The organism is Sinomonas sp. ASV322, assembly GCF_030908245.1.
GTDB lineage: Bacteria > Actinomycetota > Actinomycetes > Actinomycetales > Micrococcaceae > Sinomonas.
The window spans coordinates 326,326-339,707 of record NZ_JAVFJJ010000004.1 but is presented as its reverse complement, the minus strand read 5'-3'; the positions used below and the strand labels follow the sequence as shown (position 1 = coordinate 339,707).

Sequence of the window (13,382 nt, the reverse complement as noted above, 5' to 3'; positions counted from 1 at the left end):
ATGGCCGTCGACGGGCACCACTACAGGGTCACCGTGACGTGGACCGGGAACCGGGGAACCGGGACGTCGGGATACCGCGACTACAGTCGGGACCACGACATCGCGCTGCCGGGCCTCCCGGTCCTGCCCGGTTCCTCGGACCCGGCCTTCCGCGGCGACAGGGAACGCTACAACCCAGAGCAGCTGCTCCTCACGGCGCTCTCCCAATGCCACATGCTCTCGTACCTGCACGTCGCGGTGAACCATGGGGTGGTCGTCACGGCCTACACCGACGAGGCCGAGGGGACGATGCGGCTCAACCGGGACGGGAGCGGCGAGTTCACCGAGGTCGTGCTGCGTCCGCGCGTCGGGCTTGCCGACGAGTCGCAGCGTGAGCTGGCTGACAGCCTGCATGAGGAGGCGCACCATCTGTGCTTCATTGCGCGCTCCGTGAACTTCCCCGTTCGGAACGTTCCCGCGACCCCGTGACCCATGGATCCTCGCTAGGGTAGAAGGGCCTGCCACCCTCACCCACCCCGCCACCCTCACCCACCCTGCCGCCCCGACCCACCCCACCCCGCCCCCTGAGGAGGCTTCCGAGAGTGCTGTCTGCCCTCCAGCCGTCCCTGTCCGCTCACCTCATCGCGTCGTCGCCGGCCCCGACGCCCTCCGCGCCCCAGTCTCCGCTGGCTACGCCCCTCACGTCTGCCGAGCTCAATTCGGCGGTGACAACGTTCAATTCGACGCTCCTCCAGATCGCGGTCGCCGTCGGCATCGGACTCATCATCTGGCTTGTGGCCTCGTTCCTCATCCGGCAGGTCGTCAAGCGCGTCCTCGCCGGAACCCAGCTCACGAAGCGACGTCTCTTCCGCTGGGCCGCGCCCGCCCTGCGGGCCATCGACACAGAACGCCGCGCCCAGCGGGCCAAGACGATCGGCTCCCTGCTCAATTCGGTCGTGATCGTCGTCATCACGACCATCGTCATCATCTACGTGCTCAAGGCCCTCGGCGTCGACATCGCTCCGCTCCTGACGAGCGTCGGCATCCTCGGCGTCGCGATCGGCTTCGGCGCCCAGCAGCTCATCCGCGACTTCCTCGCGGGCATCTTCATCACGCTCGAGGACCAGTACGGCATCGGGGACGTCATCTCGACGGGCGCCGGCGAGGTCGTCGGCACAGTCGAGAGCGTCGGGTTGCGCATCACGCGCGTGCGCGGCGAGGACGGCGCCATCTGGTATCTGCGCAATGGCGAGATCCTGCGGGTCGGCAACCGCTCGCAGGGAACCTACGTGCCTCCGGGCGAAAGCGGGCCGGCAGTCGGCGACGAGCCCGCCCCGCCAGGCCCCGACCAGCAGGGCCAGCACGCGGCTGAATGAAGCATGGCCAGCGACTAGCCTTGAAGAGGCGCGACATCGAGGGAGAGCGGAATCAGTGACCGAGAATGAGCACGGGCCGGAGGCTCCGCAGGGCCTCGCCCGCAGAAACCTCCTCAAGGTCAACGACCCCTTCGCGCGCGAGGACTTCGCCAACACGTTCTACGCCGAAATCGGAGGGCACGAAGCCTTCGTCAAGCTCGTCGACGTGTTCTATGAGGGCGTCGCGCAAGACCCCGTGCTCCGGCCCATGTACCCCGACGAGGACCTCGGGCCCGCCCGGCGACGCCTCACGATGTTCCTCGAACAGTACTGGGGCGGACCGAACACGTACAGCGAGGAGCGCGGGCACCCCCGTCTGCGCATGCGGCACATCCCGTTCAAGGTCAACCCCGACGCCCGCGACCGCTGGCTCCACCACATGCGCGCCGGCGTCGAGGCGCTGCATCTCTCCCCCCTGCACGAGGCGACCCTGTGGGACTACCTCGAACGGGCCGCACATTCGCTCGTCAACACCTTCGAGGACTGACGAGGCCGGATCGCGCTACGAGCCGAATTTCGCGGCGCGGGCCCGCGGCACGCGGCAGAGCACGTGGCCGCGGGGCGAGCTGAGCCGCACCCATGCGCCCGAGGCGAAGAGGCGCATCGTGTCGCCGGGCACGAGGAAACCGAGTGCCTCGGCCGCGAACGCCGCCCCCGAGGGGACGCCTTCGACGCCGTCGACCTCGCTCCCCCAGACCGTCGCGCGCGCGCCGTCGACCATCGCCTGCCCGGGCTGCTCGGGGACGAGCGACGCGACCCTCGCCATGCCCTCGGCGGCAGCAGCCGCGAGCACGTCGCTCGAGACGTCGCCCGCGGGGGCCCACGGACCGCGCGGCGGGCTCACCGCAGCCCACGCTACGTGGACGGACGACGGCGGGACGTCGAGGAGCGTCTCGTCGTCGCCCATGCGGGCCAAGCGGTCGGCGACGGAAGCCATGGACACCGTGGCATCGACGTCGGCCGGCCGCGCCAGTGGGATCGCCCGCATGCCGAGGACGGTCGGCGTCGCTTCCCCGAGCGCACGCGGCGAGAGCACGCACACGTAGGCGGCGAGGACCTGCCCAACCGTCTGAAGCCGGACGGCTCCCCCGGAGTCGACGGCACGCGCGCGGGCCAGGAAAGTCCTGAGGTCGGCAACCGCCTCGCGGTCCCCGAGATCGAGTGATGTCTGGAAGTCCGCCGCGCTCACGATGCGCCTCCTTCCGAAACGCTCACGGGAGCTGCCGCATCGGACGGGAGCGGCGGGCGGCGTCGGAACGGCACCGCGGGGCCGCTGTAGTCAGCGAAGGCCGCCCGTAGCTCGGCGGGAAGGCGGACGGGGCGCCCCGTCGAGCGGCTCACGAGCACCATCGAGGTCGCGGCATACGCGTAGACGGCGCTCCCATCGCGTTCGGCAACGGAGTACCCGAGGTCGAAGCTCGAGCCGCCGATCCTTGTGACCCAGAGATTCACGCCGATCGGCGTGGGGCGGTACATGAGCGGCGCGAGGTACTCGATCTCATGACGGCCGACGAGGGTGAAATTGTCGGCGGTCACGCAGTCGAACATTGTCGCGGGAGCGGCCGCATCGAACATCGTCGCGGTGCCGGCCGCCAGCGGCTCCCTGAGCCAGTGCACGCGGGCGTCCTCGAGGAACTGGAGGAATCGCACGTTGTTGACGTGGCCGTAGGAATCCACGTCGCCGAAGCGCATCTGGAGTGGGAGTTGGAAGGTGGACGGCATGGTTCCATCTTCCCGCACGGTCGGCGGCGGCCGCGAACCGTGGCTTGTTGAGCGGCTACCGGCGAGTTTAGGGTCGTGCCATGACGTCCCCCGCCCGCCAGACAGGCCCCACCGAATCCCTCCTGACGCTGCTCGACTTGGATGATCTGGGCGGCGCCCGCACTGACAAGGACGTGTTCGTGGGGCCGAGCGAGCGGCAGCCGAGGCACAGGGTCTTCGGCGGCCAGGTCCTCGCACAGACGCTCATGGCCGCTTCCCGGACGGTCCCGGCAGACAGGCTCGTCCATTCGATGCATGGCTATTTCCTGCGCGCGGGCGACGCCGATGAGTCGATCACGTTCGGCGTCGAGCGGCTGCGCGATGGACGTTCGTTCTCTGCCCGCCAGGTGCACGCCTATCAGGACGGGCGGCCGATCCTCTCGATGATCGCCTCGTTCCAGACCGAGTCCGAGGGCGTGGACCACCAGACGCCCATGCCCACGGACGTCCCAGACCCGGAATCCCTCCCGAGCACGGCGGACCTGCTCGGCAGCATCGACCATCCCATCGCGCAGTACTGGGCCTTCGACCGCCCGTTCGACGTGCGTCATGTCAGCCCCGCCGTGTACATCTCCGCGGCGGGCGAACGGGTCGCGCGGAACGCCGTCTGGATGAAGACGTTCGGCCCTATGCCCGACGATGAGCGCGTGCACCGGGCCGCACTCGCGTACGCGAGCGACTACACGCTCCTCGAACCGATCCTGCGCCGGCACGGCCTGAGCTGGGTCACGCCGGACATGAACGTCGCGAGCCTCGACCACGCGATGTGGTGGCACCGCCCCGTCCGTGTCGACGAATGGCTCCTCTACGTCCAGGAGTCCCCGAGCGCGCACGGCGCCCGCGGGCTGGGGGTGGGCCGCATCTTCACGCGCGACGGTGCGCACGTCGCGACCGTCGGCCAAGAGGGCATGATCAGGGTCCCCCTCCCCTAGCCTCCGCTCCCGTTCAAGGGTCACCTACCGCGGGTTCCCCACCGTCCAAGGGTCACCTCCGGCGGGTTCCCCACCGTCCAAGGGTCACCTACCGCGGGTGCGCACCCGCGTTAAGTGGCCCTTGGACGGAGGGCACCGGACGACGGCGGAGGCCCGCCCCCGCCGCGGGGGCCCGGCTCCGCCCGCGGGGGGATGCCGCCCTCGCGCCGGCCGCACCTAGGCGACCGCGCGAGCGCACGCGTCAGTCGCGCGTGAGCTTGCGGTGCGTCACACGGTGCGGCGCGGCGGCGTCCGGGCCGAGGCGCTCGATCTTGTTCTCCTCGTACGCCTCGAAGTTGCCTTCGAACCAGTACCACTTCGATTCGTCCTCGTCCGTGCCCTCGTAGGCGAGGATGTGGGTCGCGACGCGGTCCAGGAACCAGCGGTCGTGGGAGACCACGACGGCGCAGCCAGGGAACTCGAGGAGCGCGTTCTCGAGGCTCGAGAGGGTCTCGACGTCGAGGTCGTTGGTCGGCTCGTCGAGAAGGAGGAGGTTGCCGCCCTGCTTGAGCGTGAGCGCGAGGTTCAGACGGTTGCGCTCGCCGCCCGAGAGGACGCCGGCCTTCTTCTGCTGGTCCGGACCTTTGAAGCCGAACGCCGAGACGTACGCGCGGGACGGCATCTCGACCTGGCCGACCTGAATGTGGTCGAGCCCGTCCGAGACGACCTCCCAGAGCGTCTTGTTCGGGTCGATGCCGCCGCGGCTCTGGTCGACGTACGAGATCTTGACGGAGTCGCCGACCTTGAGGTCGCCGCCGTCCAGCGACTCCATGCCCACGATCGTCTTGAACAGCGTGGTCTTGCCCACGCCGTTCGGACCGATGACGCCGACGATGCCGTTGCGGGGCAGCGAGAACGAGAGCCCGTCGATGAGCACGCGGTCGCCGAAGCCCTTGCGGAGGTTCGAGGCCTCGATGACGAGCTGGCCGAGCCGTGGTCCCGGCGGGATCTGGATTTCTTCGAAGTCGAGCTTGCGCGTGCGCTCGGCCTCGGCAGCCATCTCCTCGTACTTGGCCAGACGGGCCTTCGACTTGGTCTGTCGGCCCTTCGCGTTCGAGCGGACCCACTCGAGCTCCTCAGCGAGGCGCTTCGCGAGCTTGGCGTCCTTCTTGCCCTGGACTTCGAGGCGGGCGCGCTTCTTCTCGAGATACGTCGAATAGTTGCCCTCGTACGGGTAGAGGCGGCCGCGGTCGACCTCACAGATCCACTGCGCGACGTGGTCGAGGAAGTAGCGGTCGTGGGTCACGGCGAGGACGGCGCCGTGGTACTTCGCGAGGTGCTGCTCGAGCCATTGAACGCTCTCGGCGTCCAGGTGGTTGGTCGGCTCGTCGAGGAGGAGGAGGTCCGGCTTCTGCAGGAGGAGCTTGCAGAGCGCGACGCGGCGGCGCTCACCACCTGAGAGGACGCGGACGTCGGCCTCGGGGGGCGGGCACCGGAGCGCGTCCATGGCCTGCTCGAGCTGGGAATCGAGGTCCCACGCGTCGGCCGTGTCGATGGCTTCCTGAAGCTTGCCCATCTCCTCGAGGAGAGAGTCGTAGTCCGCGTCCGGGCTCGCCATCTCCTCCGAGATCGCGTTGAAGCGCTCGAGCTTGGCGTGAATCTCCGCCACGCCCTCCTGGACGTTCCCGAGGACCGTCTTCTCCTCATTCAGCGGCGGTTCCTGGAGCAGAATGCCCACGCTGTATCCCGGGGAGAGCCGGGCCTCACCGTTGGACGGGGTGTCGAGCCCCGCCATGATCTTGAGAATCGTCGACTTTCCCGCGCCGTTCGGGCCCACGACGCCGATCTTGGCGCCGGGGAAGAACGACATGCTCACGTCGTCGAGGATCACCTTGTCGCCCACGGCCTTCCGGGCCTTGGTCATGGTGTAGATGAATTCCGCCATGGTCCTTAATCTATCGGCTCGTCTGGTCGAACTCACACCTGCTACACCGGCCCAAGGCCCGGAAGGCCTCGGGGTTGCACGTAGGGAAGCACGCGCTCGGCGAAGCGCTCCTTCGGTGGCAAGCGCATTCCGCCAGCGGGTATCCCGATGCCATAATCTGGCGAAGGATGAAGGAGGTGGCCCATGGCAGCCGTTACCCTGAGCGAGGTGGCGCGGGCGGCAGGCGTATCCCCGGCGACGGCGTCGCGGGTCCTCAACGGGTCCACGCGGATCCCCGGGGCAGAGGTCGCCGAGAGGGTCAGGGCCGCCGCGACGTCGCTGGGATACATTCCGAACGCACAAGCACAAGCCCTTGCACGGTCGAGCACGGGCCTCCTCGGCCTCATCGTGCACGATATCGCCGACCCCTATTTCTCCTCGATCGCCCGCGGGGTCCAGTCGGGGGCCCGCGAACTCGGCAAGACGCTGCTTCTCATCTGCACAGAGGGCACCCCAGCCGAGGAACGCCTCGCTGTCGAAGTCTTCACATCACGCCGCGCCGATGCGATCGTCCTGGCAGGCAGCCGTTCGTTGAAGGACGACGACGCCGCCGACAATGCCGCGCTCCTCCGCGAAGCCGAGCGCTACCTCGCCAACGGCGGCCGGCTTCTCCTCGTCGGACACCCGCTGGTCTCCGAGAGCCATCGCCCCGACGCCGGCCGAATGCCCGGCACGTCCGATTCCCCGAGGGCTACTGCACCGACCTTCGCGAACCCGCTTCTGCTCGCCATCCCGAACGAGACCCTCTCCCGCGAGCTCGCCCGCACACTTGCCGATCGCGGTTTCTCGCGATTTGCGATCGCCGCCGGCCCCGACGGCCTTCTTACCTCCGATCTGCGTGTAGCCGGCTTCCAGCGGGGCCTTGACGACAGCGGATTCCCTGAATCCGCCGTCTATCGGTCATCCTTCAACCGCGACGGCGGCTTCGAAGTCGGGCTGGCCCTCGAGGGGGCCGTTCGGGACGCCGCCGCCGAGGGCGGTCGCCTGTGTCTCTTCGCCGTGAACGACCGGATGGCAATGGGCCTCGTGGCTGCTCTGAGGCAGCGGGGCCTCGAAGCCCCCGCGGACTTCGCCATCGCCGGCTTCGATGACATCAACACCCTCGAAGACTTTGTTCCGGGCCTCACGACCGTCCGCCTGCCGCTCGAGGAGATCGGCCGCTCGGCCGCCCTTGCCGCGCTAACAGGCGAGACCCCGCCACCCGCCTACGGCGAGGTCGTCCTCCGCGAGAGTACGGCCGAGCCAGGCTGACCTGAATCCCGGCTTGAACGCCCGCCCGGCGAGCCAGCCCCGCCCGCGTCCTAAAACAAGTGCCGCCCACGAGGCCAGGTGAGCGAGCCCTCACACCGGGATCAGCATGTTCGCTCCCGACGGGGTTTCGGCGGAGCCGACGGCTCCCTCGGACCCCAGCCGCTCGTCGTCGTCCGAATCGCCAGCCGGGTCCCCGCCGTCGTCCGCGAACCCCGCGTCGTCGTCGCCCTCGATCTCTCCAGTGGTCTGATCAGGCGGCAGCTCTCCTGTGCGGAGATCGACCACTCCGACACCGTCGACAGCGACCCGCTGGACGGGCGCCTCACTGCGCTGCGAGTCCTGCTGGTTTCGGGAGAATTTCGCGGACCCCCAGTAGAGGTCGTGGCCGATGGATTCGGCCTCGACCTCCGCGGAATGGAAGATCCGGCCTTCCTTCTCCCATTGCTTGAGCCGGAGCCGCCCGACCACGATGACCCGCTGACCCTTCTTGAGGCTCCCGCACATGTTGCTCGCAAGCTGCCGGAAGCCGACAACCGTGTACCAGTTCGTGTGCCCGTCTACCCATGCCCCGGCCTCGCGGTCGTAGCGCCGCTCTGTGGCCGCGAGCCTGAAGCTCGAAACGATGTCTCCGCCGTGAGTCGTGTTCGTCCGCGGATCCGTCGCGACAAACCCTCGAACCGTCATAGTGTCGCCCATAGCCTGCCCTTTCTCGAAGTCGTTCCCTCCGCCCCCACCGGGCACTTCCAGCCTCCGACCGCAGGCATGCGAGCACCACCCCATCCCGGGCCCATGTGGATGACGCGCGGGGAGCAATCGTGTGGAGGGAAAGACGCCGAGTCAAGACTGTGCACACCGACCTGTCATGAGCCAATTCAGTGCACTCTGCATATAGGACGGGTTAACGTCTCTGTCTAGCCTGTTCGACACCAGTCCCCCCCAGCCCATAAGGACCCCCCATGGTGAGCACGGTTCACGCTGACGACTTCGCCCTCTCCCGCGTGGCATCGGGAGCCAGAAAGCCGTGGTTTGGCATCGCAGTGCAACGCTTCGGACAGGTTTCCGCCCTGTCGCAATTCCTCCTCGGCGCGACGCTCGGCTACAGCATGACGTTCGGGGAAGCCGCCCTCGCCCTGCTCTTCGGCTCGATCATCCTCGAGGTCATCATGTGCATCGTCGGGATCATCGGCCAGAAGGAAGGGCTCAACACCGCGCTCCTGGCCCGCTGGACCGGCTTCGGGGAGATCGGGGCCTCCCTCGTCGGCCTCGCCATCGGCATCAGCCTCATCGGATGGTTCGGAATCCAGTCCGCCATCTCCGCCAAGTCCCTCGACGCCCTCATGCCCGGGGCGCTCCCGATCTGGCTCTGGAGCCTGCTCTTCGGGCTCGCCGTGACCGCGATCGTCGCATGGGGCTTCGTCGGCATGCAGTGGCTCGCGAACGTCACGGTGCCGCTCTTCCTCGTTCTTGTCGGCTGGTCCGTGCTGAGCGAGCTCTCGCGCCACGACTTCGGGCAGCTCCTCACCGGACCGGCACCCGGCCCCGTCATGAGCGTCTGGCAAGGCACGGGCATCGTTGCCGGCGGGCTCATCGTCGGCGCGATCATCACCGCCGACATGACGCGCTACAACCGCTCAAAGGCCGACGTCGTGAAGCAGACCGTCGTCGGGGTGTCGCTCGGCGAGTTCGTCATCGGCCTCGCCGGCGTGCTCCTTGCCCATGCGGCGGCGAGCGGCGACATCGTCGCAATCGTGACGTCCTCGATCGGCTTCGTCGGGCTCATCATCGTCATCACGGGCACGCTCAAGATCAACGACTGGAACCTCTACTCGTCGACGCTCGGCCTCGTGAACTTCATCGCGACGACTTTCGGCCGCAATCTCCACCGCGTGACGACGACGATTGTCCTCGGCGTCGTCGGCTCGATCCTCGCGGCAGCGGGAATCCTGAGCCAGTTCACGGGATTCCTCCTCATCCTGGGCGTCGCGTTCCCGCCGATCGCCGGGATCATGGTCGCCGAGTACTTCGTCGTGAAGCGCTGGCGCGACGATCTCGACGTGTCGCGGGCCGCCGGGGTCCTCCCGCCCACCGCGCCGCGCATCGTCCCCGCCACCATCGTGATCTGGCTCGTCTCGGCGATCGTGGGCTACATGACCACGTGGGGCATCCCGGCCCTCCTGAGCCTCGTGCTGTCGATGGTGCTGTATATCGTCGCGGGCAAGCTCGGCTGGGTGGGCGGCGTCGGCATCGCCGAGACCAAGCAGACAGCAGCAGCAGCAGCGCCGGCCGACGCCATCGCCTAGCATCACACCACGACCGAAAGCGAGAATCATGCACATCGGCATCGACGTCGGCGGCACCAACACCGATGCCGTCCTCATGGACGGAACCAAGACCCTCGCGGGCGTCAAGCACTCGACGACCCCAGACGTCACGGGCGGGATCGTCCGCGCCATCGAGGACCTCCGGGCCCGGCACACGTTCGAGGGCAGCGACATCAGCGCCGTCATGATCGGGACGACGCACTTCATCAACGCCCTCGTGCAGGCCAAGCGCCTCGCGCCCACCGCAGCGCTGCGCCTGGGGCTCCCCGCGACGAAGGCGCTCCCGCCGCTCGTCGATTGGCCCGAGGTGCTCACGCACGCGATCGAGGGCCGCAGCTACCTCGCGCACGGCGGCTACGAGTTCGACGGCCGGCCCATCTCCCCGCTTGACCCCGAGGAGCTTCGCAAGCACGCGGCGGACATGAAGGCCCACGGTATCCGCTCGGTCGCGATCTCCTCGGTCTTCAGCCCCGTGAACCACGACCTCGAGGTCGAGGCCGCCCGCATCCTGGCCGAGGAGCTCGGGCCGGACGTCGCGATCTCGCTCTCGCACGAGATCGGCCGCATCGGGCTGCTCGAGCGCGAGAATGCGACGATCATCAACGCGGCGCTCCGCGAGCTCGCGTCCGAGATCGTGGACGGTCTCACGGCCGCCGTGCGCGCACAGGGCATCGACGCACAGATCTTCCTCAGCCAGAACGACGGGACGCTCATGGACGAGGACTACGTGCGCCTCTACCCCGTCGCGACGTTCGCCTCTGGTCCCACGAACTCGATGCGCGGCGCCGCCGTCACGAGCGGCCTCTCGACGTGCGCCGTCGTCGACGTCGGCGGCACGACCGCAGACATCGGCCTCCTCATCAACGGGTTCCCGCGGGAGACGGCCAACGAAGTCAAGGTGGCAGGCATCCGGACGAACTTCCGCATGCCGGATGTCCTCTCGATCGGCATCGGCGGCGGCAGCATCGTCGACCCGGACACGGCCGAAGTCGGCCCCGAGTCCGTGGGGTACCGGCTCACGACCGAGGCGCTCGTGTTCGGCGGCTCGACGCTCACGGCGACGGATATCGCCGTCGCAGCGGGCCGCGCGAGCATCGGCGACCCCGCCAAGGTGGCCCACCTCGACCCCTCACTCGTCCGGCGAGTCCTCGACCGCATCGCCGAGCGCGTCGCGGAAGCCGTCGACCGGATGCGGACCTCGCCCGAGCCGATCCCCGTCGTCGCCGTCGGCGGCGGCTCGATCCTACTGCCCGACGAGCTGTCGCTCTTCGGCGCGGTCCACCGGCCCGAGAACTATGCGGTGGCCAACGCGATCGGCGCGTCGATCGCCCAGGTCGGGGGCGAGATCGACAAGGTCTACGCCATCGAGCCGGGCCGGCGCGAGGCCATGCTTGCCGACGTGCGCGCCGAGGCCGCGGACAAGGCCGTCGCGGCGGGCGCCAAGCCGTCAACGGTCGAGATCGTCGACTTCGACGAGGTTCCCATCCCGTACCTTCCCGGCAACGCGACGCGCGTGCGCGTCAAGGCCGTCGGCGACCTCGACATGGGGGTGTGACATGATCCGCACGATCGGCGTGGCTGACATCGAAGACCTCGCGCGCGGAGCCGCCGTCCTCGGGACCGGCGGAGGCGGCGACCCGTACATCGGGGGCCTCCTCGCCGCCCAGGCCATCCGCGAGCACGGAGACGTGACCGTCGTGACACTCAACGAGGTGCCCGACGACGCCCTCGTCCTCACGGTCGCGATGATGGGGGCTCCAACGGTCATGGTCGAGAAGCTTCCGAGCCTCGACGAGGTGACAGCCCCGGTCCACGGCCTGGCCACCTACCTGGGGCGTCCGGTGACCCACATCGCGTGCGCCGAGGTCGGGGGCGTGAACTCGACCATCCCGATCGCCGCGGCCGCGGCACTCGGCCTGCCACTCCTCGACGCGGACGGCATGGGACGCGCCTTCCCAGAGCTGCAGATGGTCCTCCCGACCCTCTACGGGATCACGGCGTCCCCGCTCGCCTTCAGCGACGAGAAGGGGAACATCGGCGTCCTGCAGACGGTGGACAACACGTGGACCGAGCGCATAGCCCGCGTCGCGTGCGTCGAAATGGGCTGTTCGGTCATGATCTCCGGGTTCCGCATGTCCGGGAGCCAGTCCCGCGAGGCGCTCGTCCCCGGCTCGCTCACGCGGTGCATCGAGATCGGGCGGGGCATCGCGGCGGCGCGCCGCGAGAAGGCCGACGCGGTTGCGCGCACGGTCGAGCTGCTCGGGGGTCGCGAGATCTTCGCGGGCAAGGTCGTCGACGTCCACCGCGCGACGACGACGGGCTTCGCCCGGGGACGCGCCCGGATCGACGGTGGGGAAGCGCAGCTCACGCTCAGCTTCCAGAACGAGCACCTCATCGCCGAGGCCGACGGGACGACGCTCGCGACGACGCCAGACCTCATCATCGTGCTCGAGCACGATTCCGGGGAGCCCATCACGACCGAGGGCCTCCGCTACGGCCAGCGCGTGCGCGTCCTCGCCGCGCCGTCCGACGAGCGCTGGCATACGACGGCGGCGCTCGCCATGGTCGGCCCCCGGTACTTCGGGTACGACTTCCCCCCGCATCGATTCGACGGAACCCCCGAGGTCATCGCGGCTGCAGAGGCCGTCGCGTGAGCTGGCAGCTCACGGCCGCCGACCTCCCGGATCTGGCCCGAGGCGCCACCCTCCTCGGAACCGGCGGCGGAGGCGATCCCTACATCGGTTCGATGCTCGTGCGGCGCGTGCTCGGGGACGGCAGCATCACGGTGCTCGACCCCGAAGACCTCGACGACGATGCCTTCGTCATCCCGACCGCCCAGATGGGCGCCCCCACCGTCATGGTCGAGAAGATCCCTGCCGGCACCGAGCCCACGCTCGCGCTCAGGACCCTCGAGTCGCATCTCGGACGCGCCGCCGACGCGACCATGCCCATCGAATGCGGCGGGATCAACTCGATGATCCCGCTGGTCGTCGCAGCCGAGACCGGGCTTCCCGTGGTCGACGCGGACGGCATGGGCCGAGCGTTCCCCGAGCTGTCGATGGAGACCTTCGCGGTCTATGGGGTGCACGGATCGCCGCTCGCGCTCGCTGGCGAACGGGGCGAGCGGGTCATCATCGACACGGGCGACGACGATCGGCAGATGGAGTGGCTTGCGCGCGCCGTCACGATCCGCCTCGGAGGCGTCGGCCACATCGCCGAGTACGCCATGTCCGGCGCGGAGGTGAAGCGCACCGCCGTTCCCCGCACGCTCTCGATGGCCCTCGCCCTGGGTCGGGCCATCCGGCTCGCGCGGGAAGCCCACACGAGCCCGTTCGACGCGATCGCCGAGACGCTCGCGCCGACGCTCTATTCGCACGTGCGCGAACTGGTCGTCGGGAAGGTCACGGACGTCGAGCGGCGCACCACAGAGGGCTTCGCGAAGGGCCGCGCGGCCATCGCGCCGCTCGACGCGCCGGAGGAGACTTTCGAGATCCTCTTCCAGAACGAGAACCTCATCGCGCGCCGCGGCGGCGAACTCGTCGCGATCGTCCCGGACCTCATCTGCGTCGTCGACCACGAATCGGCGGAGCCCATCACGACCGAAGGCCTCCGCTACGGCCAGCGCGTCCGCGTCCTCGGCATCTCGACGCCTGCGATGATGCGCACGGCAGGGGCGCTCGCGGCCTTTGGCCCCGCGGCGTTCGGGCTCGACGAGGAGTTCGTGCCGGTGGAGGCCTCCCGCGCGATGCCGCACCTCTAG

Annotated in this window: 13 protein-coding genes; 9 read left to right on the top strand and 4 right to left on the bottom strand. The window is 69.0% G+C overall.

Annotation, left to right across the window (positions count from 1 at the left end; translation table 11 throughout):
- The 3 genes from RBS12_RS08345 (at position 1) to RBS12_RS08335 (ending at position 1,881) form a co-directional block, all read left to right on the top strand.
- Positions 1-468: an OsmC family protein gene (locus tag RBS12_RS08345; RefSeq protein ID WP_307965600.1), complete on the top strand. Its 468-nt coding sequence runs from the start codon at positions 1-3 to the stop codon at positions 466-468.
- A gap of 236 nt (positions 469-704) precedes the next feature.
- Complete coding sequence (locus RBS12_RS08340; RefSeq protein WP_307965670.1) at positions 705-1,355, top strand: mechanosensitive ion channel family protein; 651 nt, start codon at positions 705-707, stop codon at positions 1,353-1,355.
- Between the two features lie 55 nt (positions 1,356-1,410).
- Complete coding sequence (locus RBS12_RS08335; protein WP_307965599.1) at positions 1,411-1,881, top strand: globin; 471 nt, start codon at positions 1,411-1,413, stop codon at positions 1,879-1,881.
- A 15-nt stretch (positions 1,882-1,896) separates the two neighbouring features.
- Here the strand turns inward: RBS12_RS08335 and RBS12_RS08330 are convergent, their stop codons facing one another.
- Both RBS12_RS08330 and RBS12_RS08325 read right to left on the bottom strand, forming a co-directional pair.
- Entirely contained in the window at positions 1,897-2,583 is a 687-nt protein-coding gene (locus RBS12_RS08330; protein ID WP_307965598.1) for a hypothetical protein, read from the bottom strand.
- A complete protein-coding gene (locus RBS12_RS08325) occupies positions 2,580-3,116 on the bottom strand; it encodes a thioesterase family protein (RefSeq protein WP_307965597.1) in 537 nt (178 codons plus the stop codon). The genes RBS12_RS08330 and RBS12_RS08325 overlap by 4 nt, the downstream gene beginning before the upstream one ends.
- Positions 3,117-3,196: 80 nt before the next feature.
- On the opposite strand from RBS12_RS08325, the gene RBS12_RS08320 reads away from it, so the two are divergent.
- Positions 3,197-4,087 carry an acyl-CoA thioesterase II gene (locus RBS12_RS08320; protein WP_307965596.1) on the top strand — a complete coding sequence of 297 codons (891 nt, stop codon included), beginning with the start codon at positions 3,197-3,199 and terminating at the stop codon, positions 4,085-4,087.
- A gap of 241 nt (positions 4,088-4,328) precedes the next feature.
- Here the strand turns inward: RBS12_RS08320 and ettA are convergent, their stop codons facing one another.
- Positions 4,329-6,011 carry an energy-dependent translational throttle protein EttA gene (ettA, locus tag RBS12_RS08315; protein ID WP_307965595.1) on the bottom strand — a complete coding sequence of 561 codons (1,683 nt, stop codon included), beginning with the start codon at positions 6,009-6,011 and terminating at the stop codon, positions 4,329-4,331.
- A gap of 183 nt (positions 6,012-6,194) precedes the next feature.
- Here ettA and RBS12_RS08310 point away from each other — a divergent pair, with 183 nt between their 5' ends.
- A complete protein-coding gene (locus tag RBS12_RS08310; protein ID WP_307965594.1) occupies positions 6,195-7,301 on the top strand; it encodes a LacI family DNA-binding transcriptional regulator in 1,107 nt (368 codons plus the stop codon).
- A 90-nt stretch (positions 7,302-7,391) separates the two neighbouring features.
- Here the strand turns inward: RBS12_RS08310 and RBS12_RS08305 are convergent, their stop codons facing one another.
- Entirely contained in the window at positions 7,392-7,997 is a 606-nt protein-coding gene (locus tag RBS12_RS08305; RefSeq protein ID WP_307965593.1) for a single-stranded DNA-binding protein, read from the bottom strand.
- Positions 7,998-8,257: 260 nt separating this feature from the next.
- On the opposite strand from RBS12_RS08305, the gene RBS12_RS08300 reads away from it, so the two are divergent.
- Genes RBS12_RS08300 through RBS12_RS08285 form a run of 4 tightly spaced genes read left to right on the top strand, consistent with a single transcriptional unit; the run spans position 8,258 to position 13,382 of the window.
- Positions 8,258-9,601 (top strand): cytosine permease, encoded by a 1,344-nt coding sequence (locus RBS12_RS08300; protein ID WP_307965592.1) that lies wholly within the window; start codon positions 8,258-8,260, stop codon positions 9,599-9,601.
- A gap of 28 nt (positions 9,602-9,629) precedes the next feature.
- Complete coding sequence (locus tag RBS12_RS08295) at positions 9,630-11,177, top strand: hydantoinase/oxoprolinase family protein (RefSeq protein WP_307965591.1); 1,548 nt, start codon at positions 9,630-9,632, stop codon at positions 11,175-11,177.
- A 1-nt stretch (position 11,178) separates the two neighbouring features.
- Positions 11,179-12,276, top strand: a complete 1,098-nt coding sequence (locus RBS12_RS08290) for a DUF917 domain-containing protein (RefSeq protein WP_307965590.1) — start codon at positions 11,179-11,181, stop codon at positions 12,274-12,276.
- Positions 12,273-13,382 (top strand): DUF917 domain-containing protein, encoded by a 1,110-nt coding sequence (locus RBS12_RS08285; protein ID WP_307965589.1) that lies wholly within the window; start codon positions 12,273-12,275, stop codon positions 13,380-13,382. Before RBS12_RS08290 ends, RBS12_RS08285 begins: the two co-directional genes overlap by 4 nt.

Coding starts and splice junctions, on each gene's coding strand:
- RBS12_RS08345 (WP_307965600.1), top strand. CDS start 1: ATGGCCGTCGACGGGCACCACTACAGGGTCACCGTGACGTGGACCGGG.
- RBS12_RS08325 (WP_307965597.1), bottom strand. CDS start 3,116: ATGCCGTCCACCTTCCAACTCCCACTCCAGATGCGCTTCGGCGACGTG.
- RBS12_RS08320 (WP_307965596.1), top strand. CDS start 3,197: ATGACGTCCCCCGCCCGCCAGACAGGCCCCACCGAATCCCTCCTGACG.
- ettA (WP_307965595.1), bottom strand. CDS start 6,011: ATGGCGGAATTCATCTACACCATGACCAAGGCCCGGAAGGCCGTGGGC.
- RBS12_RS08310 (WP_307965594.1), top strand. CDS start 6,195: ATGGCAGCCGTTACCCTGAGCGAGGTGGCGCGGGCGGCAGGCGTATCC.
- RBS12_RS08305 (WP_307965593.1), bottom strand. CDS start 7,997: ATGGGCGACACTATGACGGTTCGAGGGTTTGTCGCGACGGATCCGCGG.
- RBS12_RS08300 (WP_307965592.1), top strand. CDS start 8,258: ATGGTGAGCACGGTTCACGCTGACGACTTCGCCCTCTCCCGCGTGGCA.
- RBS12_RS08295 (WP_307965591.1), top strand. CDS start 9,630: ATGCACATCGGCATCGACGTCGGCGGCACCAACACCGATGCCGTCCTC.
- RBS12_RS08290 (WP_307965590.1), top strand. CDS start 11,179: ATGATCCGCACGATCGGCGTGGCTGACATCGAAGACCTCGCGCGCGGA.